We start from the raw sequence: 20,220 nt of genomic DNA, 5'->3' as shown, positions 1-20,220 counted from the left end.
AGGGAGCGAAACGGGAATGGCGTCAGGCGAATTCGTCCTGGAGACGGACGACCTCAGCAAGGAATTCAAGGGTTTCTTCGCGGTGCGCGGCGTGAGCCTGCGTGTCCGGAAGGGCGATGTTCATGCCCTGATCGGTCCGAATGGCGCCGGCAAGACCACTGTGTTCAACCTGCTGACGAAATTCCTGACACCGTCATCGGGGCGCATCCTCTACAAGGGCGAGGACATCACGCGAACCAGCCCGGCCGATATTGCGCGCAAGGGCATGGTGCGGTCCTTCCAGATTTCCGCCGTCTTCCCGCATCTGTCGCTGCTGGAGAATGTGCGCATCGCTTTGCAGCGCGAATTGGGCACCTCCTTCCATTTCTGGAAATCCGACGCCAGCCTGGCGGCGCTGAACGACCGGGCGGAGGTACTGCTGGAGGCGGTCGGACTGACCGAATTCCGCAGCCATATGGCCGGCGACCTTCCCTATGGCCGCAAGCGGGCGCTGGAGATCGCCACCACCCTGGCGCTGGACCCGGAGATGCTGCTGCTCGACGAGCCGACGGCCGGCATGACGCATGAGGATATCGTGCGGATCACCGACCTGATCGGCAAGGTGGCGCAGAACCGCACGGTGCTGATGGTCGAGCATAATCTCAGCGTCGTCTCCAATCTGTCGAATGTCATCACGGTGCTGCAGCGCGGCGAGATTCTGGCCGAGGGATCGTATGATGAGGTGTCGAAAATGCCCGAGGTGATCAGCGCCTATCTGGGGACCGGCAATGGCTGAGGCGCTGCTGAAAGTCACGGATATGCAGGCCTTCTATGGCGAATCGCATATCCTGCATGGCATGAACCTGGAGGTCGGACAGGGCGAGGTCGTCACCCTGCTGGGCCGCAATGGTGCGGGCAAGACCACGACCTTGCGGGCGATCATGGGCATGGTCGCGCAGCGCAGCGGCTCCATCGCCTTCGAGGGCACGGAGACCATCGGCCTGCCATCGAACAGGATCGCCCGGCTGGGCGTCGCGCTCTGCCCGGAAGAGCGCGGCATCTTCGCCAGCCTGAATGTCGAAGAGAATTTGCTGCTGCCGCCGGTGGTGAAGCCCGGCGGCATGCCGCTTGAGGAAATCTTCGATCTGTTCCCCAATCTGAAGACCCGGCTGAAAAGCCAGGGCACCAAGCTTTCCGGCGGCGAGCAGCAGATGCTGGCGATTGGCCGCATCCTGCGCACCGGCGCCAATCTTCTGCTGCTCGACGAACCGACCGAAGGCCTGGCCCCGGTGATCGTGCAGCAGATCGGCGCGGTCATCCGCAAGCTGAAGGAAAAGGGGCTGACGATCCTGCTGGTCGAACAGAATTTCCATTTCGCAGCCACAGTGTCCGACCGGCACTACATCGTCGAACATGGCAGGGTGATCGACATGATCCCCAACGCCGAAGTCGAGACACAACTCGACAAATTGCACACCTATCTGGGTGTCTGATAACCAAGGGAGGTTACGATGAAACATAGTACAGCGTTGCTTGCGGGCGTTGCGGCTCTGGCGCTTTCGGCCGGTTCGGCCCTGGCGCAGGTTTCCGATGATGTGGTGAAGATCGGCGTGCTGAATGACCAGTCCGGCACCTATGCCGATCTGGCCGGCCCCGGTTCCACCCTGGCCGCGCAGATGGCAGTCGATGATTTCGGCGGCACCGTGCTCGGCAAGAAGATTGAGGTGGTCTTCGCCGACCACCAGAACAAGCCGGATGTCGGCTCCAGCATCGTCAATCGCTGGATCGATGCCGAACAGGTCGATGTCGTGGTTGACGTGCCAACCTCCTCGGTGGCGCTCGCCGTTCAGGAAATCACCAACCGCAAGGGCAAGGTGCATCTGAATTCCACGGCAGCCACCTCCGACCTGACCGGCAAGGCCTGCTCGCCGACCGGTGTACACTGGACCTACTCCACCACGGCGCTGGCCAATGGCACCGGCAAGGCCATCGTGGCCCAGGGCGGCAAGAACTGGTTCTTCCTGACCGCCGACTACGCCTTCGGCCATGCGCTGGAGCGAGACGTTTCCAAGGTGGTGAAGGAGGCCGGCGGCGAGGTGAAGGGCGTTGTGCGCCATCCCTTCCCGAACCAGGACTTCTCCTCCTTCCTGCTGCAGGCTCAGGCCTCGGGCGCGCAGGTCATCGGCCTGGCCAATGCGGGCGCCGATACCATCAACTCGATCAAGCAGGCCGGCGAATTCGGCATCACCCAGGCCGGGCAGAAGCTGGCCGGGCTGCTGGTCTTCCTGTCCGACATCCACAGCCTCGGCCTGGACACCGCGCAGGGCCTGCAACTAACCACCGGCTTCTACTGGGACATGGATGACGAGGCCCGCGCCTGGTCGAAGAAATTCGCCGCCAGGCATAATGGCGCCATGCCCACCATGGCCCAGGCCGGCGTCTATTCCGCCGTCGCACATTATCTGAAAGCGATCAAGGAAGCCGGTACCGATGACGGCAAGAAGGTCGTCGACAAGATGAAGGAATTGCCGGTGAAGGATTTCTTCGCCCGCAATGCCAGCCTGCGCGCCGATGGCCGCATGGTGCACGACATGTATCTGGTCGAGGTGAAGAAGCCGTCCGAATCCAAGGGTCCGTGGGATTACTACAAGGTCCTGCGTACTATTTCGGGCGAGGATGCCTATGGCCCGATGAGCCCCGCCTGCCCGCTCGTCAAGGGCTGAGCGTCACCTGAACGGACCGACGGGGATTGGGATGTTCGAACTGCTCGGCATACCGCCGCAAGTGTTGTTCGGCCAGCTGCTGCTGGGGCTCATCAATGGCGCGTTCTACGCCACGCTGAGCCTTGGCCTGGCCCTTATTTTCGGGCTGCTGAACATCATCAACTTCGCCCATGGGGCGTTGTACATGATGGGGGCCTTCGTGGCCTGGCTGCTGCTCAACATGCTCGGCATCGGCTACTGGCCGTCGCTGTTCCTCGCCCCTGTTCTCGTCGGTCTTTTCGGCATCCTGCTTGAAAAGACGATGCTCAGCCGGCTGTACAAGCTGGATCACCTCTACGGGCTGCTGCTGACCTTCGGCCTGGCATTGATGATCGAAGGCCTGTTTCGGCAGATGTATGGCGTCTCCGGCCTGCCTTATCCGATCCCGGATGCGCTGAAGGGCGGGCAGAATCTGGGCTTCATGTTCCTGCCCAATTACCGGGGCTGGGTGGTGGTGGCCTCGCTGCTGATCTGCTTTGCCACCTGGTTCCTGATCGAGCGTACGAAGCTCGGTTCCTACCTACGGGCCGCCACGGAAAATCCGGCGCTGGTGCAAGCCTTCGGCATCAATGTGCCGCGCATGATCACGCTGACCTATGGCTTCGGCGTGGCGCTGGCCGGTTTTGCCGGGGTGCTGGCGGCGCCGATCTATTCGGTCAATCCTCTGATGGGCTCCAACCTGATCATCGTCGTCTTCGCCGTGGTGGTGATCGGCGGCATGGGATCGATCATGGGCGCGATCCTGACGGGATTCGGCCTCGGCATGGTCGAGGGCCTGACCAAGGTCTTCTATCCCGAGGCCTCGAACACAGTGATCTTCATCATCATGGCGATCGTGCTGGTATTGAAGCCGGCCGGCCTGTTCGGCCGCGCACGGTAAGAGGAGCCGCCGCATGATCCGCATACTCGGTCTCGTCGTGCTGGTGGCCGCCTCCTTGGCGGCCCCCTATTTCTTCTACCCGATCTTCCTGATGAAGGCGTTGTGCTTCGCGCTGTTCGCCTGTGCCTTCAACCTGCTGCTGGGCTATGTCGGGCTGCTGTCTTTCGGGCATGCCGCCTTTCTAGGGACGGCGGCCTATATCACCGGTCATTCGATGAAGGTGCTGGGGCTGCCCCCGGAGCTGGGCATCTTGGCCGGCACCGCGGCGGCGGCACTGGTCGGGCTGGTCTTCGGCTGGCTGGCGATCCGCCGACAGGGCATCTATTTCGCGATGATCACGCTGGCACTGTCGCAGATGATCTTCTTCTACGCCCTGCAGGCGCCGTTCACCGGCGGCGAGGACGGCATCCAGGCCATTCCGCGCGGTCATCTGCTGGGCTTCATCGATCTGACCAGCGAGATTGCGCTGTATCACTTCGTTCTGGCGATCTTTGTGTTCGGCTGGCTGGTGATCTACCGCACTATCCATTCGCCCTTCGGCCAGGTGCTGAAGGCAATCCGCGAGAATGAGCCGCGCGCCATCTCGCTCGGCTACCGCACCGATCACTACAAGCTGGTGGCCTTCGTGCTGTCGGCGGCGCTATCGGGCATGGCAGGATCGACCAAGACGCTGGTGTTCCAGCTGGCCTCGCTGACCGATGTGCACTGGCACATGTCGGGCGAGGTGGTGCTGATGACCCTGCTGGGCGGTATGGGCACCGTGTTTGGCCCGGTCGTCGGCGCCTTCCTGGTGGTCAGCATCCAGAATTATCTGGCGCAGATGGGGTCCTGGGTGACGATCATCCAGGGCGGCATCTTCGTGGTCTGCGTACTGCTGTTTCGCCGAGGCATCGTCGGCGAAGTGCTGGCGCTGATCCGCAAGCTGCGCGAGAAGCAGGCCCGGACCGGCTGATCTGGAGAGTGACGCGGCGGGGACAGACTCCCCGCCGCCGATAGCGCCGCCGTGGCCGGGATCGCCTTCGCCGCCGGGGACGCGCCGCATCCTCGGCGATGGCGGTGCGGCGGTGAGCGGCATGCCGGGCGCCATTTCCATGCGCACATGCAGCCCCTTCAGCCAGCTGCTGCTCAGCGCCAGAACTAGCAGCCTGTCGGACTTGAGCCGAGGGCCGGGATGAGATTCACTTTCATTGATTGATTCTTTCGGAGTTGAGGGGGGCGACGATGAGCAATTTCCGCCAGGTGGACAGGGAGACCGGCTTTTTGCTGCCGCCGTCGGTTGACGAGTGGCTTCCCGAGCGACATCTGGCGCGCTTCGTTGTGGAGGTGATCGAGCGACTGGACGTGTCGGCGATGGTCAAGGCCTATCGCGGCTCGGGCTCGGCGTCGTATCACCCGAGCATGTTGCTGGGGCTTCTGGTCTACGGCTACGCGACGGGGGTGTTTTCGAGCCGCAAGCTGGAGCGGGCGACCTACGACTCGGTTGCGTTCCGTTTCATCGCCGCTAACGACCATCCCGACCACGACACCATCGCCACGTTCCGGCGGCGCTTTCTGGCGCAGATCGAGGAGCTGTTCGTTCAGGTTCTGGCTGTGGCGCGCGAGGTGGGGATGCTGCAGCTGGGCACGGTGGCGCTGGACGGCACCAAGGTGCACGCCAATGCCAGCCGGCACAGCGCGTTGTCGTGGGAGCATGCCAACAGGATCGAGGCGCAGCTGAAGGCCGAGGTGGCCGAGCTGCTGGCGCTGGCGGAAGCGGCCGATCGGGCCGACGTGCCGGACGGCATGTCGGTGCCGGAGGAACTGGCCCTGCGCGAGGCCCGGCTGGCCCGCATTGCCGAGGCCAAGGCGAAGATCGAGGCGCGCGAGGAAAAGGCGAAGCGGACGGGCAAGAAGCCGGGCGGCAAGCCGCCGGCGCCGGAGAACCCGACCGCCTTGCGGGCGATGATGCATCGCCTGGCAACGCCCGAGGGCCGCAAAGCCTATGGCCTGCGCAAGCAGACCCCGGAACCGGTGTTCGGCATCATCAAATCGGTGATGGGCTTCCGGCAGTTCTCCCTGCGCGGCCTCGACAAGGTCAAAGGCGAGTGGAGCCTCGTCACCATGGCCTGGAACATGAAGCGCATGTTCGCTCTCAGCCCAACCTGAACGCGCAGTTTCACTGCGCCGTCGCATCGAAAGTGCCGGAACCATGATAACTTCACTTCTCACAGCCTTCGAACCTCGTTTCGTCAACCCGAGTCCGACAGGCTGCTAGGAAGCTTCGCTTGGCGAGGTCGGTCGTCAGGATATGCACGTTAGACATGGTCTCTCCTCCTTCGACAGCGCCACAACGGCGCAGCTGGCATCATACTATGCCCGGTGAAGGTGGCAGCCACCCCATCAGCTCACCGGAATTTACAATGCATCATCAGCGTCACACAGGCTTGAGGGGGACGAAGCGAAGAGCCTTGCTGGGTTAGAAAATATAAAAACCGTAAAAGCGGCCATTCGGGAGGATGTAACGATGCAGCGAATACCGATGGAAAGCTACGAGGCCGCCCGCGACGCCTTCCGCTGGGACGTGCCCGAGAGCTTCAATTTCGGCGCCGATGTGATCGACGCCTGGGCGCGCGAGCGGCCCGATCATCCGGCGCTGATCTGGTGCGACGACCGGGGGTGCGAGCGGCGTTTCAGCTATGCCGACATAGCCGAACTATCGAACCGGGTCGCCAACGCGCTGGCGGTGCGCGGGGTAAAGCGCGGCGACCGCGTCATCATCATGCTGCCGCGCATCCCGGAATGGCAGATGGCGATGGTCGGCTGCCTGAAGCTGGGCGCGATCCCGATCCCCTGCATCGACATGCTGACCGAGCGCGACATCGCCTATCGCCTGAAGAATTCGCAAGCATCGGGTGCCATCACCACCCTGCCCAATATCGGCAAGTTCGCTTCCGGCGAGCATCTGCTGGCCTGCCTGTCGGTCGGGGCGGCAGAGGGCGATTGGGAGGATTTCGACGCGGTGCTGGCCGATGCGTCGGACCAGTTCGAACCAGCCCGGCTGGCCGCCGACGAGCCAGCGATCATGTACTATACGTCGGGATCGACCGGGCATCCCAAGGGTGTGCTGCATGCCAGCCGGGGCATTTTCGCCTGGCGCGTCTCGGCCTGGTACTGGCTGACGCTGACGCCCGACGATGTGATGTGGTGCACGGCGGATACCGGCTGGAGCAAGGCCGGCACCTCGATCATCTTTGGGCCGTGGAGCTGTGGATCGACCGTGGTTTTCTATAATGGCCGCTACGACCCGAAGCTCCGGCTTGAAACGCTGGCGCGGCACCGGGTGTCGGTGTTCTGCGCGGCGGCGACCGAGCTGCGCCGGCTGGTGCAGGAGGATGTGTCGGGCCATGATCTGTCGGCGCTGCGTCTCACCGTTTCGGCCGGCGAAAGCGTGAATCCCGAGATTGTGCGCGGCTGGAAGCGGCTGACCGGCGTCGATTTGCTGGACGGCTACGGCCAGACCGAAACGCTGATGACGGTGCTGAACTATCCGCCGTTGGCGGTGAAGCCCGGCTCCATGGGCAAGCCGCTGCCGGGCACCGAGGCGGCAGTAATCGACATGGAGGGAAGATTCGCCCCCGCTGGTACACCCGGCCGGCTGGCGATCCGCGCCGATAACCCGCAGATCATGCTGGGCTACTGGAAGGAGCCGGAGCGCACGGCGGCCAATTACATGAAGATCGGCGGCGCGGACTGGTTCCTGACCGGCGATCTCGCCCGCATGGACGAGGATGGCTATCTGTTCTACGAGGGACGCTCGGATGATGTCATCAACTCCGCCGGCTACCGCATCGGCCCGATGGAGGTGGAGAATGTGCTGATGGAGCATGAATGCGTCGCCGAATGCGCCGTCGTCGCCAGCCCGCATGAGGAACGCGGCGAGGTGGTGAAGGCGTTCATCGTGCTGAAGGCCGGACATGTCGGCGAGGATACCCTCGTGAAGCTGCTGCAGGATCACTGCAAGCGTCTGACCGGCCCGTACAAATATCCGCGCCGCATCGAATTCACCGCCGACCTGCCGAAGACCGCATCAGGCAAGATCAGGCGGCGCGCGCTGCGTGACCGTGAATTTGCAGCGCAGAGCTTCTTGGCGAAGAAAGAAGAGGCATGAAACTCGGTAAATTTGACTGTGCTCGGCTGCCGGATTCTCGCCGAGACCGTGAATCAGGAAATCCTAGCGGCTGGTGAGTTTCGCATTCGCGAAGGTGCATTGCACAAAAAATGATTTATGACTCGCAGTTCATTTTTTATTGACGACGTTGCTTTCCCAACCCCAAACTCCTGTTGCCCGTCAGGCGTAGCGGCGGGCTACCCAAACAAGAGGGGCCGGCGTGCGAACCTCCTTTCGCCCGAACGGCCTGAGGGAGGAAATCAATGGCCAGTAAAAAGAGCGGCGTGTCGCGTCGCACGATTCTGAAAGGCGCCGGCTCCGCCGCAGCGGCCGGCGCCTTTGCCACCACCATCACAGGCTTTCCGCATATCGCCGGCGCCCAGGCGAAGGTGATCCGCGTGGGCATGCCAACCATCCTGTCCGGTCGCGTCGCCATCCTCGGCACCTCCAGCCGCGCCGCCGTGCAGCTGGCGGTGCAGGAATTTAACGCCGCCGGCGGCGTGAACGGCCGCACGGTCGAACTGATCGACCGCGATTCCAAGGGCCGCCCGGACGAGGCCGCCAAGGTCACGCGCGACCTGATCAACAATGACGGTTGCGAGATCATCATTGACGGCGAGGCCTCCTCCGGCTCCTTCGCGGTGCATGAGGTGATTCGCGATTTGTCGGTGCTCTGCCTGCATACCTGCTCGGAATCCTCGACCCTCACGGCCGATCCGAAGCTGCATGTGAAGACTGCCTTCCGCAGTGCGCGCCAGGGCATCCACGACGCGGTGGCGGGCGGCAAGTATGCCTCCGTCATCTCCAAAGCCAAGGGCCTGAAGAAGTGGATGACCTGTTCGCCGGATTACGCCTATGGCCGCGATAACACGGCGGAGTTCCTGGAATACCTGAAGGTCTTCGATCCCAATGTCGAGGTTGTCGATCAGGTCTGGCCGAAGCTGTTCCAGCCAGACTACACCGAGAACATCACCAAGATCCTGCAGGTGAAGCCGCAGGCGATGTATTCGGCGCTTTGGGGGGGCGATCTCGTTGCCTTCATTGAGCAGTCGAACCTCTACAGCCTGTTCAACAACATCACCTTCTTCTCTGGCGGGCTCGGTGATCCGCCCGTGCTGACCGCGATCAAGAACCTGCCAGCCGGGCTGAACACGGTCTATCGCTACAACCGGTTCTACCCGGACAAGCCGGGCAATCAGGCCTTCGCCGAGGGCTATAACGGCATCGCCAAACAGGAGCCGACCAACTGGTCCTGGCAGAACCGCCTGGCCTGTCATTTCATCTTCGAAGCCCTGAAACGGACCAACGGCAAGACTGACGGTGCGGCGCTGGCGGCCGAGGTGAAAGGCATGGAGCTGGATTCGCCCTTCGCGGTGGAAGATAAGATCACCATGCGGGCGGACGATCACACCATCATCGGCTATCCGGCCGCCTGGGGTGTGACGAGCAGCAAGTTCCCGTATGTTGAGAACTTCACCGCGCCTGCGTGGTCGGAAATCATCCAGCTCGAAACCGAGTGGAAAAAGCGGAAAGGGTACGCCTGACGCACCTTGCGGCACCCGGGGAAGGGATTCCCCGGGTGCCGCTCCTTTTTTCCACGGAATTTACGGGAGAACGGCCTTGGAGTTGGAAGCACTCGCGGGCTGCCTGTCATCAATGTCCTGTGCGGTTACACAGGTATCGACCGGGCTGATCATCGGTATGTTGTTGTTCCTGGTGGCATCGGGCCTGTCGCTGATCTTCGGAGTGCTCGGCGTCATCAATTTCGCCCATGGCTCGTTCTATATGATCGGGGCGTATTTCGCCTTCAGCGCCTATCAGCTGACCGACAGTTTCACCCTGGCAATCCTGTCCGGCGCGCTGGGCGTCGGCATTTTCGGCATGGCCTTCGAACGGCTGTTCATGAGCAAGGTTTATGGCCGTGACGTGCTGATGCAGCTGCTGGTCTGCTATGCCTTCATCCTGATCCTGGATGACATGGTTAAGATCCTCTACGGTGCCGAATACAAGCTGATGGGCATGCCGCAGGCCTTTGCTTTGCCGCCGTTGCAGATCGCCGGCGGGTATATCCCCTCCTATTATGTGTTCATGATCGGCATTTCGGCGGTCGTCGGGCTGGTGCTCTGGATCGGCATCGCCAAGACCCGTTTCGGCAAGGTGGTGCGCGCTGCCGCGATCAATCCCACCATGGTCGGCGCGCTCGGCATCAACACCACGCTGCTCTATGCGTGCGTCTTCGGCATCGGCAGCCTGCTGGCCGGCACCGCCGGTGCGCTGGCCGCGCCGATCCGCACGCTGACGCCGGGCATGGGGCTGTCGATCCTGATTGAAAGCTTCATCGTCACCGTGATCGGCGGCATGGGCTCCATCGCGGGCGCCTTCGTCGCGGCATTGCTGATCGGCCTGACGCGCTCCTTCGGCTCAATGGGCTTCCCGCTGTTCGTCGATGGCATGATGTTCGGCATCATGGCCCTGGTCCTTATCGTGAAGCCGAGTGGCCTGTTCGGCCGGCCGGTGCAGTGATGCTGGGCCGGTCTTCCTTGCGTGACCTCGCCTGGGCCGGCTTGCTGCTGGCCGGGCTGCTGGTGCTGCCCATTCTGGTGCCGCACCCGGCGATGCGCGATTTCGTCATCTATGTCATTGCCTATGGCCTGCTGGCGATGTCCTTGAATCTGCTGGTCGGTTTCACCGGGCTGGTGTCCTTCGGCCATGCCGCCTATTTCGCCTCCGGCGCCTATATCTTCGGCCTGCTGATGCAGTCGGGCGACGTGTCGATCCCGGTGGCGATGCTGGCGGCGGTCGGCGGCACGGCGCTGCTGGCGCTGGTCATCGGCGCGATCTGCGTGCGGTTGAAGGATATCTATTTCACGTTCCTGACGCTTGCCTTCCAGATGTTCATCCACTCGATCATCCTGACCTGGGTGTCGCTGACCGGTGGCGACCAGGGGCTGATGGGCGGCATCCCGCGCCCCGCCTTCCTGGGGATCGACCTGAACGACAGCATGACGCTCTATATGTTCTGCTCGGTGGTCTTCGTCGCCTGCATGGTGATCATGCGGCAGATCGTGCAATCGCCCTTCGGCTATACACTGCGGATGATCCGCGACAACCCGCTGCGCGCCAATTTTCTGGGCGTGAACGTGGTGCGCATGAAGCTGGCGATCTTTGTTGTTGCCGGGACCATGGCTTCGGTCGGCGGAATCATCCTGGCGCTGTTCGTCTCCGGCGCCTACCCGGAATTCGCCTTCTGGACCATGTCCGGCGAGGCGATCTTCATGATCATGCTGGGTGGCACGCAGCTTTTCCTGGGCCCCTTCGTCGGCGCCATTCTGCTGCAGACCCTCAACCATTTCGTGACGATCTATACCGAACATCACGGGTTGGTGCTGGGCGCCGTCATTCTGGTCTTCGTACTGGGGTTGCGGCGCGGCCTGGCCGACTTCGTCTTCCACTGGTTGCTGGATCGCCGGACCCGGCGTAGCGAGAAGGAGGGAGGCCGATGAACCGAGCGCTCGACGGCAGGGTCGCCGTGGTCACCGGCGGTGCCAGCGGCATCGGCGAAGCCTGCGCCCGCGACATGGCGGCGCGCGGCGCGCGGCTGGTCATCGCCGACATCAATGAAGAGCTGGCGCAACGGGTGGCGGCCGATCTGAAGGGCGCCATCCACGCCCGGCTGGACGTGACCAGCGTGGAGGAGACCGAGGTACTGGCCGAACGGGTTGCCCGCGAGATCGGGCCGGTCGATATCCTGGTCGCCTCGGCCGGCGTGCTGCAGCCGCCCTTGCCGCCGGAGGAACTGCCGATGGCGGTCTGGGACCGCGTCGTCGCGGTCGATCAACGCGGCGTCTATGTCAGCAATGTCGCCTTCGGCAAGCGCATGGCGCAGCGGGGGCAGGGCGCCATCGTCAACATCGCCTCGGTGACGACCTTCCGTTCGACACCGCTGCATGCCTACGGGCCGGCGAAGGCGGCGGTCGCCTCGATCACCGCAGGCCTGGCCGCCGAATGGGGCCGTTCCGGCGTACGGGTAAACGCCATCGCCCCCGGCTATGTGGCGACGCCCGCCCTGCAGGCGGCAATCGACGATGGCAAGCGCGACCCGGCGGCGCTGATGGAGAACTCCGCCTTCGGCCGGCTGGTCGGCGTGGAGGAGGTGGCGAAGGCGTGCAGCTTCCTGGTTTCCGACGATGCCTCGGGGATCACCGGCGTCACCCTGCCGGTCGATGCCGGCTGGCTGGTGGCGACGCCATGGAACACCTATGGCGGCGTGCCGCCGAAGCGGAGTTAGCCGCGATGCTGAAAGTCGAGAATCTATACAAGGCCTTCGGCGGCGTCGTGGCGATGAACGATGTCTCGCTGGACTTCCCGACCGGCTCGCTGACTGCGATCATCGGGCCGAACGGGGCCGGCAAGACGACCTTTTTCAACCTGATTTCCGGCCATATCCGTCCGGATCGCGGGCGCGTGCTGTTCGATGGCGAGGATATCGTCGGCCGCTCCAGCCTGGAAATCGTGCGCAAGGGCATTGGCCGCGCCTTCCAGGTAGCTTCGATCTTCCCGAGTCTCACCCTGCACGAGAGTCTGATGGCGGCCGTCATTTCGCACCGCCGGCAATCCACGCAGGTGCTGACTCGCTTCCCGCTGCAGAGCGCCGAGGCGCGGGTGGAGGAGATCATGGCGCTGCTGGGGCTTTCGGCGAAGGCGGCGGTGCTGTCGCGCAACCTGTCGCATGGCGACCAGAAGCTGCTCGATATCGCGCTGGCGCTGGCGATGGAGCCGAAGGTGCTGCTGCTCGACGAGCCGACGGCGGGCATGGGGCCGGAAGAGCGCTGGCAGATGATCGACAAGGTCTATCGCCTGTGGGAGGCGGAGAAGATGACCCTCATCTTCATCGAGCACGATATGGATATCGTCTTCAAGATCGCCCAGACCATCCGCGTGCTGAAGTACGGCGCAGTCCTGGCCGAGGGCACGCCCGACGACATCCGCCGCAACAAGGATGTGATCGACGCCTATCTCGGCACCGACCATCACATCACCGAATCCGTCGGGGAGGACTGAGGGATGGCCGAGATCATGCTGGAAGTGAAGGGCATCGACGTGTTCTACGGCGCCAGCCAGATTCTGTTCGGCCTCGACCTGACGGTGGAGAAGGGCCAGACCATGGCGCTGCTTGGCCGCAACGGCGCGGGCAAGAGCACGACCTTCAAGGCCATCGCCGGGATCGCCCCGCCACGCCGGGGCGAGATCAATCTGGCCGGCGTGACAGTCTCGGGCCGCAAACCTTTCCGCATCGCCCGCGCCGGCATCGGCTACGTACCGGAAGACCGGCAGGTGTTCCCGGAACACAGCATCGAGGACAATCTCGTCATTGGCACCAAGAAAGGTCCGAATGGCGAGGATTACTGGACTCTGGAGCGGGTCTATGAGGCGTTCCCGATCCTCGCCGGCATGCGCCACCGCATGGCCGGCCGCCTGTCCGGCGGCGAGCAGCAGATGCTGACCATCGCCCGCACCCTGATGGGCAATCCGGAAATCCTGCTGCTGGACGAGCCGTCCGAGGGGCTGGCACCAATCATCGTCCAGGCCATCGGCGATCTGATCCGGCGATTGCGGGACATGGGGGCGACCATCCTGCTGGCCGAACAGAACATGCATTTCTGCCTCGGCATCGCCACTCATGCGACCGTGGTCGATAAGGGGCAGATCGTCTATCGCGATACAATCGAGGGGTTGAGGGCGAACGATGCCATCAAGCAGCGCTATCTCGCCATCTAAAGCCCGGAATGGGGCCCGGAAAGGCAGCAACACGCCGGAGGCGCTGCTGGCGCTGTACCGGCAGATGCTGCTGATCCGGCGCACCGAGGAGAGGCTGTCCCAGCTTTTCGCCGATGGCGAGGTGCCGGGCTTCATCCATCTCTCCATCGGGCAGGAGGCGATTGCCGCCGGGCTGGGATCGGTGCTGGAGCGCAAGGACACCATCGCCTCGACCCATCGCGGCCACGGCCACGCCTTGGCCAAGGGCGTCGAACTGAATGGCTTCTTCCAGGAAGTGATGGGAAGGGAGACCGGCGTGTGCAAGGGGCGGGGCGGCTCGATGCATGTTGCCGACATGTCGGCCGGCATGCTGGGCGCGAACGGTATCGTCGGCGCCGGCATGCCGATCGCCGTCGGCAGTGCGCTGGCCCATCAGGTGCGCAAGACCGGCGGCGTCGGCGTGGTCTTCTTCGGCGATGGCGCGCTGGCCGAAGGCGTGCTGCATGAGAGCCTGAACCTGTCCGCCCTGTGGAAGCTGCCGGTGCTGTTCGTGTGCGAGAATAATGGCTGGTCGGAATTCTCGCCGACATCGAAGCAGTTCGTCGCTCCGCTGGCGAAGCTGGCTGACGCCTTCGGCATCCCGGCCGAGACCATCGACGGCAATGATGTCGAGATCGTCGCCGAAACGGCGGGCCGGCTTGTCACCGAAATCCGCAAGGGTGGCGGGCCGCGTGTGCTGGAATGCATCACCCAGCGCGTGCGCGGTCACTATGAGGGCGACGCGCAGAAATACCGCGATCCGGCAGAATTGCACGACCGCGACAGGCTCGATCCGCTGCAGCGTGCCACCCGCCGGCTCGTCTCCCTGGGCGTGGAGCAGGCAATGCTGCTGCGGATCGAGAGCGATATCATGGCCGAGATCGACGCCGCGACCGCGGCGGCGCGCGCCGCACCCCTGCCGGAATTCGCGGCAGCGCAGGCCGATGTCTATACCCCGGCAGGAGCGTAGCGATGGCAGAGCTTCGCTACGTCCGTGCGCTGAACCAGGCCCTGTCGGACGCCATGGCGGCCGATCCGTCCGTGATCGTGTTCGGCGAGGATATCGCAGCCGCCGGCGGCCCCTTCGGCGTGACGCGCGGCTTGCTGGAAGCTTATGGCGAGGACCGGGTGCGCGACACGCCGATCTCGGAAGCCACCATCGTCGGTGCCGCCGTGGGCGCGGCGATGACCGGGCTGAGGCCGGTGGTCGAAATCATGTTCATGGATTTCGTCGCCATTGCGATGGATGCCATCGTCAATCAGGCGGCCAAGGCGCGCTTCATGTTCGGTGGCCAGGGCAGCGTGCCGATGGTGGTGCGCCTGCCGCATGGCGGCGGCGTTTCCGCCGGGCCACAGCATTCGCAATGCCTGGAGGCGTGGTTCGCGCATATCCCTGGCCTGAAGGTGGTGTGCCCGGCCAGCGTCGCCGATGCCTATGGGCTGATGCGCGCCGCCATCAACGATCCCGATCCGGTGATCATGGTGGAGAACAAGGCGCTCTATGCCCGCAAGGAGGATGTGCCCGACGATCTGCCTGCCGTGGAGATCGGCAAGGCCCGCATCGCCCGGCCCGGCCGGGATGCGACCATCGTGACCTATGGCGCGGCGGTTCACACCGCGCTGGACGCCGCCGACACACTGGCGGGCGAGGGGGTGGAGGCCGAGGTGCTGGACCTGCGCTCGCTGCAGCCCTGGGACGAGGCGGCGGTACTGGAGTCCCTGTCGCGCACCCACCGGCTGGTGGTCGCGCATGAGGCGGTGGAGGCCTTCGGCATCGGCGCGGAGATCGCGGCGCGCATGGCGGATATCGGCTTCGACGAGTTGGACGGCCCGATTGTCCGTGTCGGCGCGCCCTTCATGCCCGTGCCGTTCGCCAAGACCCTGGAGCAGGGCTATCTGCCGGATGCCGGCCGAATCGCCGATGCCGTCCGCAAGACCCTGGCCTGAAACCGTAACGAGGATCATTCCCGATGAGCGAGCAGACAGTCCTGACCGAAGTGAAGGGGGCAATCGGCATCATCACGGTGAACCGGCCGGCGGTGATGAACGCGCTCGACGTGCCGACCGTGCTGGCGCTGGAACAGGCGCTGGACGGGCTGGAGAAGAATGCGGATGTGCGCGTTATCGTGGTCACCGGCGCAGGCGAGAAGGCCTTTGTGGCCGGCGGCGACATCGCCGACCTGAATTCCCGGCAGGGGCTGCCGCATTATCAGGAATTCGCCGAGATCATTCACCGCGTATTCCGCCGCTTCGAGACCAGCGACAAGCCGACCATCGCCGCGATCAATGGCTGGGCGCTGGGCGGCGGGACGGAGTTTCTGCTGTCGCTGGATATCCGGATCGCCGCCGATACTGCGCGGCTGGGCCTGCCGGAGATCACGCTGGGCCTGTTCCCCGGCGCAGGCGGCACCCAGCGCATGATCCGCCAGGTGCCGCTGTGCAAGGCGAAAGAACTGATGTTCGCGGGAACGCATGTGACCGCCGCAGAGGCGGCGGCGATGGGTCTCATCAACCGCGCCGTTCCGAAGGAAAATCTGATGGAGGAGGTGATGGCGCTGGCCGAGCGCATCGCCCACAAATCCCCGCTGGTGCTGAAGATGCTGAAGCGCACGCTGAACAACGGCGCCGACATGGCGCTGCCCTCCGCGCTGGCGCATGAGCAGGCGATGGTCAGCCTGGTGTTGGACAGCGCCGACGCGCATGAGGGATGCACCGCCTTTGTGGAGAAGCGGAATGCCGTCTTCACCGGCAAATAACGCGCCCGTGCTGACCGATCTGGTGATGCCGAAGCTGGGCCTCACCATGACGGAAGGCGTGCTGGCGGACTGGAAGGTGAAGCCCGGCGACAATGTGCCAGCCGGGGCGGTGATCTTCGTCGTCGAGACCGACAAGATCGCCAATGAGGTCGAAGCGCCCAGCGCCGGCACAATCGCCGAGATTCTGGTCCAGGCCGGCGAGACGGTACCGGTCGGCACGCCTGTCGCCCGCTGGACCGGGAAAGGGTTCATCGCCGAGGCGCCAGATGCGCCCGGGCCGGCTGTGGAAGCGCCAAAGCCGCGGGCCAGAGGGGAAAATCTGCCGGTAGCCTCTGGCGAGCGCATCCGCGCGACCCCGCTCGCGCGCCGCATCGCCAGGGCGCAGGGCGTCGATCTGACGGGCATCATCGGCAGTGGGCCGGATGGGCGCATCAAGGCGGCCGATGTCGAGGCGGCGGCGAAAACGGCTCCAGCCGCTCCACCGTCTGCCGAGGGCGAGCGTATCGCGCTGCCGGCCAGATACCTGTCGATGGTGCGCCGGGTCGTGACGGCCAGGCGCGAGATTCCGGATTTCCAGGTGGTCCGCGCCGCCGATATCGGCGCGCTGCTGGATCTGCGCGGGCAGCTGAACCAGTCCGGCGGTCGGAAGATCAGCGTCAACGACATGGTGCTGAAGGCGGTCGGCCGGGCGCTGCTCGCCGTGCCACGGGCCAACCGCATCTGGGATCACGACGCCCATATTGCCTTCGCCGCCACCGATGTCGGCATGGTGGTGAACAGCGAGGACGGGCTGTTCATCCCCATCCTGCGCGATGCCGGGCGCTTGCCGCTTGACCGGCTGGCGGGCGCCAGCGCCGCCGCTGCCGCCAAGGCGCGCGAGGGCCGGCTGAACGCTGCCGACATGACGGGCGGGGCAATCAGCGTCTCCAACCTCGGCATGTTCGGCGCGAAGGCACTGACGCCGATCATCAGCCCGCCGCAATCCGCCATTCTGGGGGTCGGCGCGGTGGAGCAGATCTTCCGCCCGGACAGTATGGGCAGGCCGGTGCTGCGCCAGGAAATGACGCTCACCCTGTCCTGCGATCACCGCGTCTATGACGGCGTTCTGGCGGCCCGGCTGTTGCAGGCCGTTGCCGAGGCGCTGGAGGCCCCGCATTCGCTTCTTCTCACCGAAGGTTGAGGCACTGACCATGGATTTCCTGCTTAACGAGCAGCAGAAGATGATCATCGAGACCGCCCGCAAGGTGGGCGGGGAATATGGTCTGGAATACTGGCGCGAGATTGACGCCAAGAAGCAGTTCCCCACTGAAATCTGGAAGGCGATCTGTTCTTCCGGCCTCGCCGCCGCGGCCCTGCCGGAAGAACATGGCGGCAGCGGCCTGGGCATGCTGGAACTGGCGATGATCGTCGAGACGCTGGCTGCCAGCGGCGCTGGCTCGACCGTCGGGCAGCTGTTCATGAACAACCCGATCTTTGGCGGCGTCGGCATCTCGCGCTTCGGCACGGCGCAGATGAAGCGCGACTACCTGCCGAAGCTGGTCAGCGGCGAGATGCTGTTCTGCATGGCGCTGACGGAACCCGATGCCGGCTCCAACAGCCTGGAAATCCAGACCTTCGCCAGGCGGGAGGGCAATGGCTTCCGCATCAATGGCCGCAAGATCTGGATTACCGGCGTGCCTCAGGCCGACAAGGTGCTGGTGATCGCCCGCACCCAGAAGGCCGAGGATGTGAAGCGCCGCACCGACGGCATCACCATGTTCCTGCTCGACCGCGACCGCGAGGGGCTGAGCCACACGCCGATCGAGAAGGTGGGCACCAACACGCTGACCTCCTCCATGGTGTTTCTGGACGATGTCTGGGCCGGGCCGGACGAGATCGTCGGCACCCTCGACATGGGCTGGCATGAGTTGCTGGACGTGCTGAACACGGAGCGCATCGTCACCACCGCCTGCCTGGTCGGCACGGCGCAACTGGCCATCGAGCTGGCGGTGAAATATGCCGGCGAGCGCAAGGTGTTCCGCGGCGCGCCCATCGGTTCCTACCAGGGCCTGCAGTTCCCGCTGGCCGAGGCTTATGCCCAGACCGAGACCGCGCGGCTGATGAACTACAAGGCGGCCAGCCTGTTCGACAGCGGCCTGCCCTATGGCAGCGAGGCGAATATCGCCAAGCTGATTGCCGGCCATGCCAGCGCCCAGGCGACAGACCGCGCGATGCAGACCATGGGCGGCATGGGTTATGCCAAGGAAAGCTATGTCGAGCGGCTGTGGCGCGACGCCAGGCTGTTCCGCATCGCGCCGATCTCGGAAGAGATGATCCTGAATTTCATCTCCATCCATAACCTCAAGATGCCCCGTTCCTACTGAGCAGACGGCCATGGTCAATCTCAGCGCCTTCATCCGCTTCCATGCCACCCGTACCCCGGACCAGCTGGCGCTGATCTATGAGGACCAGCGCATCACCTATGCCGATCTGTGGGCACGCATCCAGGCGCTGGCGGCGTGGATGGACGGGCAGGGTATTGGCGCGGGCGACGTGGTGGCGGTGTTCATGAAGAACTCGTCTTCCTTCATTGAGATCGCCTTCGCCACCTCCTATCTGGGCGGCGTCTTCCTGCCGGTGAATTTCCGGCTGGCGGCGGATGAGGTCGCCTATATCACCGGCAATGCCGAGGCAAAGCTGGTCTTCGCCGACGCGGAATTCCAGCCGGTGGTGCGCGATCTGCCGAAAACAGTGCTGCTGGACGCGGCGGCACAGAAGGATATCCGCGCGCTGACCGGCATACCGTCCGTCATCCCGCCGCAGCGGCCGCGCCAGCCGGGCGATCTGTTCCGGCTGATGTACACGTCGGGCACGACCGACCGTCCCAAGGGGGTGATGCACAGCTACGACAATTACTATTGGAAGAACATGGAGCAGGCGATCTTCCTGGGATTGACCCGGGATGACCGCATCCTGACCGTTGGACCGCTCTACCATGTCGGCGCCTTCGACCTGCCGGGCACGGCGGTGCTGTGGGTTGGCGGAACCATGTGCATCCTGCGCGATTTCGATCCGGCCTGGATGCTGGCCGCTATCGAGCGCGAGAGGCTGACCTGCGCCTGGATGGCCCCGGTCATGCTGGGCCGCGCGCTGACTCTGGACGGGCGGCAGAAATACGACCTCACCAGCCTGCGCTGGACCATCGGCGGCGGCGAGAAGACGCCGGAATCCCGCATCCGCGCCTTTACTGAGCTGTTCCCCAATGGCCGCTATATCGATGGCTATGGCCTGACCGAGACCTGCAGCGGCGACACGCTGATGGAGGCTGGCATGGAGATCGCCAAGATCGGTTCCACCGGCCGGCCGACGCCGCATTGCGAAATCCGCATCACTGATGATGAGGGCCGGGAGGTTCCGGCGGGCCAGCAGGGCGAAATCTGCGTGCGCGGACCGAAGGTCACCAAGGGTTACTGGAAAGACCCGGAGAAGACCGAGGCCAGCTTCTACCCCGTGGGCTGGTTCCGCAGCGGCGATGTCGGCTATGTCGATGCCGACGGCTTCCTCTACATCACGGATCGCAAGAAGGACATGATCCTGTCCGGCGGCGAGAACATCGCCTCGTCGGAGGTGGAGCGCGTGATCTACCAGATGCCGCAGGTCAGCGAGGTCGCCGTGATCGGTGTGCCGGACGAGCACTGGGGCGAGAAGCCGGTGGCCGTGATCGTGCCGAAGCCGGGCCAGACCCTGGCCTATGAGGTGATGCGCGACCATTGCCGCCAGCATCTGGCCAGCTTCAAGGTGCCGAAAGAACTGCATCTGCGCGAGGCACTGCCGCGCAACCCGTCCGGCAAGATTCTGAAGCGCGTGCTGCGCGACGAATTTATGCCGGACCAGGCTGACCGGCAACAAGCCGAATAGGAG

Annotated in this window: 19 protein-coding genes; all 19 read left to right on the top strand. The window is 64.2% G+C overall.

The genetic code is table 11. The features are described 5' to 3' along the window. The first annotated feature begins 16 nt into the window (after positions 1–16). The 19 genes from BKM74_RS14610 to BKM74_RS14520 all read left to right on the top strand — a co-directional run bounded on the left by BKM74_RS14610 (position 17) and on the right by BKM74_RS14520 (position 20,217). Positions 17–775 carry an ABC transporter ATP-binding protein gene (locus BKM74_RS14610; protein ID WP_086466449.1) on the top strand — a complete coding sequence of 253 codons (759 nt, stop codon included), beginning with the start codon at positions 17–19 and terminating at the stop codon, positions 773–775. Further along, positions 768–1,472, top strand: coding sequence for an ABC transporter ATP-binding protein (locus BKM74_RS14605; protein WP_086466448.1), 705 nt, complete (start codon positions 768–770; stop codon positions 1,470–1,472). Before BKM74_RS14610 ends, BKM74_RS14605 begins: the two co-directional genes overlap by 8 nt. Positions 1,473–1,490: 18 nt before the next feature. Continuing rightward, positions 1,491–2,702 carry an ABC transporter substrate-binding protein gene (locus tag BKM74_RS14600; RefSeq protein WP_176342549.1) on the top strand — a complete coding sequence of 404 codons (1,212 nt, stop codon included), beginning with the start codon at positions 1,491–1,493 and terminating at the stop codon, positions 2,700–2,702. A gap of 31 nt (positions 2,703–2,733) precedes the next feature. Next, complete coding sequence (locus BKM74_RS14595; protein ID WP_086466446.1) at positions 2,734–3,621, top strand: branched-chain amino acid ABC transporter permease; 888 nt, start codon at positions 2,734–2,736, stop codon at positions 3,619–3,621. Between the two features lie 13 nt (positions 3,622–3,634). Further along, a complete protein-coding gene (locus tag BKM74_RS14590) occupies positions 3,635–4,573 on the top strand; it encodes a branched-chain amino acid ABC transporter permease (RefSeq protein WP_086466445.1) in 939 nt (312 codons plus the stop codon). Between the two features lie 269 nt (positions 4,574–4,842). Next, a complete protein-coding gene (locus tag BKM74_RS14585; protein ID WP_086466444.1) occupies positions 4,843–5,766 on the top strand; it encodes a transposase in 924 nt (307 codons plus the stop codon). 358 nt (positions 5,767–6,124) lie between these two features. Beyond that, positions 6,125–7,768 (top strand): acyl-CoA synthetase, encoded by a 1,644-nt coding sequence (locus BKM74_RS14580; protein ID WP_245825952.1) that lies wholly within the window; start codon positions 6,125–6,127, stop codon positions 7,766–7,768. A gap of 263 nt (positions 7,769–8,031) precedes the next feature. Next, positions 8,032–9,312: an ABC transporter substrate-binding protein gene (locus BKM74_RS14575; RefSeq protein ID WP_086466442.1), complete on the top strand. Its 1,281-nt coding sequence runs from the start codon at positions 8,032–8,034 to the stop codon at positions 9,310–9,312. 112 nt (positions 9,313–9,424) lie between these two features. Beyond that, a complete protein-coding gene (locus BKM74_RS14570; RefSeq protein ID WP_245825951.1) occupies positions 9,425–10,291 on the top strand; it encodes a branched-chain amino acid ABC transporter permease in 867 nt (288 codons plus the stop codon). Then, positions 10,291–11,271 carry a branched-chain amino acid ABC transporter permease gene (locus BKM74_RS14565; RefSeq protein ID WP_086466440.1) on the top strand — a complete coding sequence of 327 codons (981 nt, stop codon included), beginning with the start codon at positions 10,291–10,293 and terminating at the stop codon, positions 11,269–11,271. The genes BKM74_RS14570 and BKM74_RS14565 overlap by 1 nt, the downstream gene beginning before the upstream one ends. Continuing rightward, the gene (locus BKM74_RS14560) at positions 11,268–12,056 is read left to right on the top strand and encodes an SDR family NAD(P)-dependent oxidoreductase (protein ID WP_086466439.1); all 789 of its coding nucleotides are present in this window, start codon (positions 11,268–11,270) and stop codon (positions 12,054–12,056) included. Before BKM74_RS14565 ends, BKM74_RS14560 begins: the two co-directional genes overlap by 4 nt. A 5-nt stretch (positions 12,057–12,061) precedes the next feature. Beyond that, on the top strand, positions 12,062–12,829 hold the full coding sequence (locus tag BKM74_RS14555) for an ABC transporter ATP-binding protein (RefSeq protein ID WP_086466438.1): 768 nt from the start codon (positions 12,062–12,064) through the stop codon (positions 12,827–12,829). Positions 12,830–12,832: 3 nt separating this feature from the next. Beyond that, on the top strand, positions 12,833–13,546 hold the full coding sequence (locus BKM74_RS14550) for an ABC transporter ATP-binding protein (RefSeq protein ID WP_086466437.1): 714 nt from the start codon (positions 12,833–12,835) through the stop codon (positions 13,544–13,546). Continuing rightward, positions 13,515–14,534, top strand: coding sequence for a thiamine pyrophosphate-dependent dehydrogenase E1 component subunit alpha (locus BKM74_RS14545; protein ID WP_245825950.1), 1,020 nt, complete (start codon positions 13,515–13,517; stop codon positions 14,532–14,534). Before BKM74_RS14550 ends, BKM74_RS14545 begins: the two co-directional genes overlap by 32 nt. Positions 14,535–14,536: 2 nt before the next feature. Further along, a complete protein-coding gene (locus tag BKM74_RS14540; RefSeq protein ID WP_086466436.1) occupies positions 14,537–15,511 on the top strand; it encodes an alpha-ketoacid dehydrogenase subunit beta in 975 nt (324 codons plus the stop codon). Positions 15,512–15,534: 23 nt separating this feature from the next. Beyond that, complete coding sequence (locus BKM74_RS14535) at positions 15,535–16,320, top strand: enoyl-CoA hydratase/isomerase family protein (protein WP_086466435.1); 786 nt, start codon at positions 15,535–15,537, stop codon at positions 16,318–16,320. Further along, on the top strand, positions 16,298–17,500 hold the full coding sequence (locus BKM74_RS14530) for a dihydrolipoamide acetyltransferase family protein (protein ID WP_176342548.1): 1,203 nt from the start codon (positions 16,298–16,300) through the stop codon (positions 17,498–17,500). Before BKM74_RS14535 ends, BKM74_RS14530 begins: the two co-directional genes overlap by 23 nt. Before the next feature lie 10 nt (positions 17,501–17,510). Continuing rightward, positions 17,511–18,683, top strand: coding sequence for an acyl-CoA dehydrogenase family protein (locus BKM74_RS14525; RefSeq protein ID WP_086466433.1), 1,173 nt, complete (start codon positions 17,511–17,513; stop codon positions 18,681–18,683). A gap of 10 nt (positions 18,684–18,693) precedes the next feature. Beyond that, positions 18,694–20,217: an AMP-binding protein gene (locus BKM74_RS14520; protein WP_086466432.1), complete on the top strand. Its 1,524-nt coding sequence runs from the start codon at positions 18,694–18,696 to the stop codon at positions 20,215–20,217. Positions 20,218–20,220: the final 3 nt, after the last annotated feature.

Source organism: Oceanibaculum nanhaiense, from assembly GCF_002148795.1.
Lineage (GTDB): Bacteria > Pseudomonadota > Alphaproteobacteria > Oceanibaculales > Oceanibaculaceae > Oceanibaculum > Oceanibaculum nanhaiense.
This window is presented reverse-complemented; position numbering and strand designations above follow the sequence as displayed.

What these genes read in the sequence shown, in the direction of transcription:
- BKM74_RS14610 (WP_086466449.1), top strand. Translation starts at nt 17, where the DNA reads ATGGCGTCAGGCGAATTCGTCCTGGAGACGGACGACCTCAGCAAGGAA.
- BKM74_RS14605 (WP_086466448.1), top strand. Translation starts at nt 768, where the DNA reads ATGGCTGAGGCGCTGCTGAAAGTCACGGATATGCAGGCCTTCTATGGC.
- BKM74_RS14600 (WP_176342549.1), top strand. Translation starts at nt 1,491, where the DNA reads ATGAAACATAGTACAGCGTTGCTTGCGGGCGTTGCGGCTCTGGCGCTT.
- BKM74_RS14595 (WP_086466446.1), top strand. Translation starts at nt 2,734, where the DNA reads ATGTTCGAACTGCTCGGCATACCGCCGCAAGTGTTGTTCGGCCAGCTG.
- BKM74_RS14590 (WP_086466445.1), top strand. Translation starts at nt 3,635, where the DNA reads ATGATCCGCATACTCGGTCTCGTCGTGCTGGTGGCCGCCTCCTTGGCG.
- BKM74_RS14585 (WP_086466444.1), top strand. Translation starts at nt 4,843, where the DNA reads ATGAGCAATTTCCGCCAGGTGGACAGGGAGACCGGCTTTTTGCTGCCG.
- BKM74_RS14580 (WP_245825952.1), top strand. Translation starts at nt 6,125, where the DNA reads ATGCAGCGAATACCGATGGAAAGCTACGAGGCCGCCCGCGACGCCTTC.
- BKM74_RS14575 (WP_086466442.1), top strand. Translation starts at nt 8,032, where the DNA reads ATGGCCAGTAAAAAGAGCGGCGTGTCGCGTCGCACGATTCTGAAAGGC.
- BKM74_RS14570 (WP_245825951.1), top strand. Translation starts at nt 9,425, where the DNA reads ATGTCCTGTGCGGTTACACAGGTATCGACCGGGCTGATCATCGGTATG.
- BKM74_RS14565 (WP_086466440.1), top strand. Translation starts at nt 10,291, where the DNA reads ATGCTGGGCCGGTCTTCCTTGCGTGACCTCGCCTGGGCCGGCTTGCTG.
- BKM74_RS14560 (WP_086466439.1), top strand. Translation starts at nt 11,268, where the DNA reads ATGAACCGAGCGCTCGACGGCAGGGTCGCCGTGGTCACCGGCGGTGCC.
- BKM74_RS14555 (WP_086466438.1), top strand. Translation starts at nt 12,062, where the DNA reads ATGCTGAAAGTCGAGAATCTATACAAGGCCTTCGGCGGCGTCGTGGCG.
- BKM74_RS14550 (WP_086466437.1), top strand. Translation starts at nt 12,833, where the DNA reads ATGGCCGAGATCATGCTGGAAGTGAAGGGCATCGACGTGTTCTACGGC.
- BKM74_RS14545 (WP_245825950.1), top strand. Translation starts at nt 13,515, where the DNA reads ATGCCATCAAGCAGCGCTATCTCGCCATCTAAAGCCCGGAATGGGGCC.
- BKM74_RS14540 (WP_086466436.1), top strand. Translation starts at nt 14,537, where the DNA reads ATGGCAGAGCTTCGCTACGTCCGTGCGCTGAACCAGGCCCTGTCGGAC.
- BKM74_RS14535 (WP_086466435.1), top strand. Translation starts at nt 15,535, where the DNA reads ATGAGCGAGCAGACAGTCCTGACCGAAGTGAAGGGGGCAATCGGCATC.
- BKM74_RS14530 (WP_176342548.1), top strand. Translation starts at nt 16,298, where the DNA reads ATGCCGTCTTCACCGGCAAATAACGCGCCCGTGCTGACCGATCTGGTG.
- BKM74_RS14525 (WP_086466433.1), top strand. Translation starts at nt 17,511, where the DNA reads ATGGATTTCCTGCTTAACGAGCAGCAGAAGATGATCATCGAGACCGCC.
- BKM74_RS14520 (WP_086466432.1), top strand. Translation starts at nt 18,694, where the DNA reads ATGGTCAATCTCAGCGCCTTCATCCGCTTCCATGCCACCCGTACCCCG.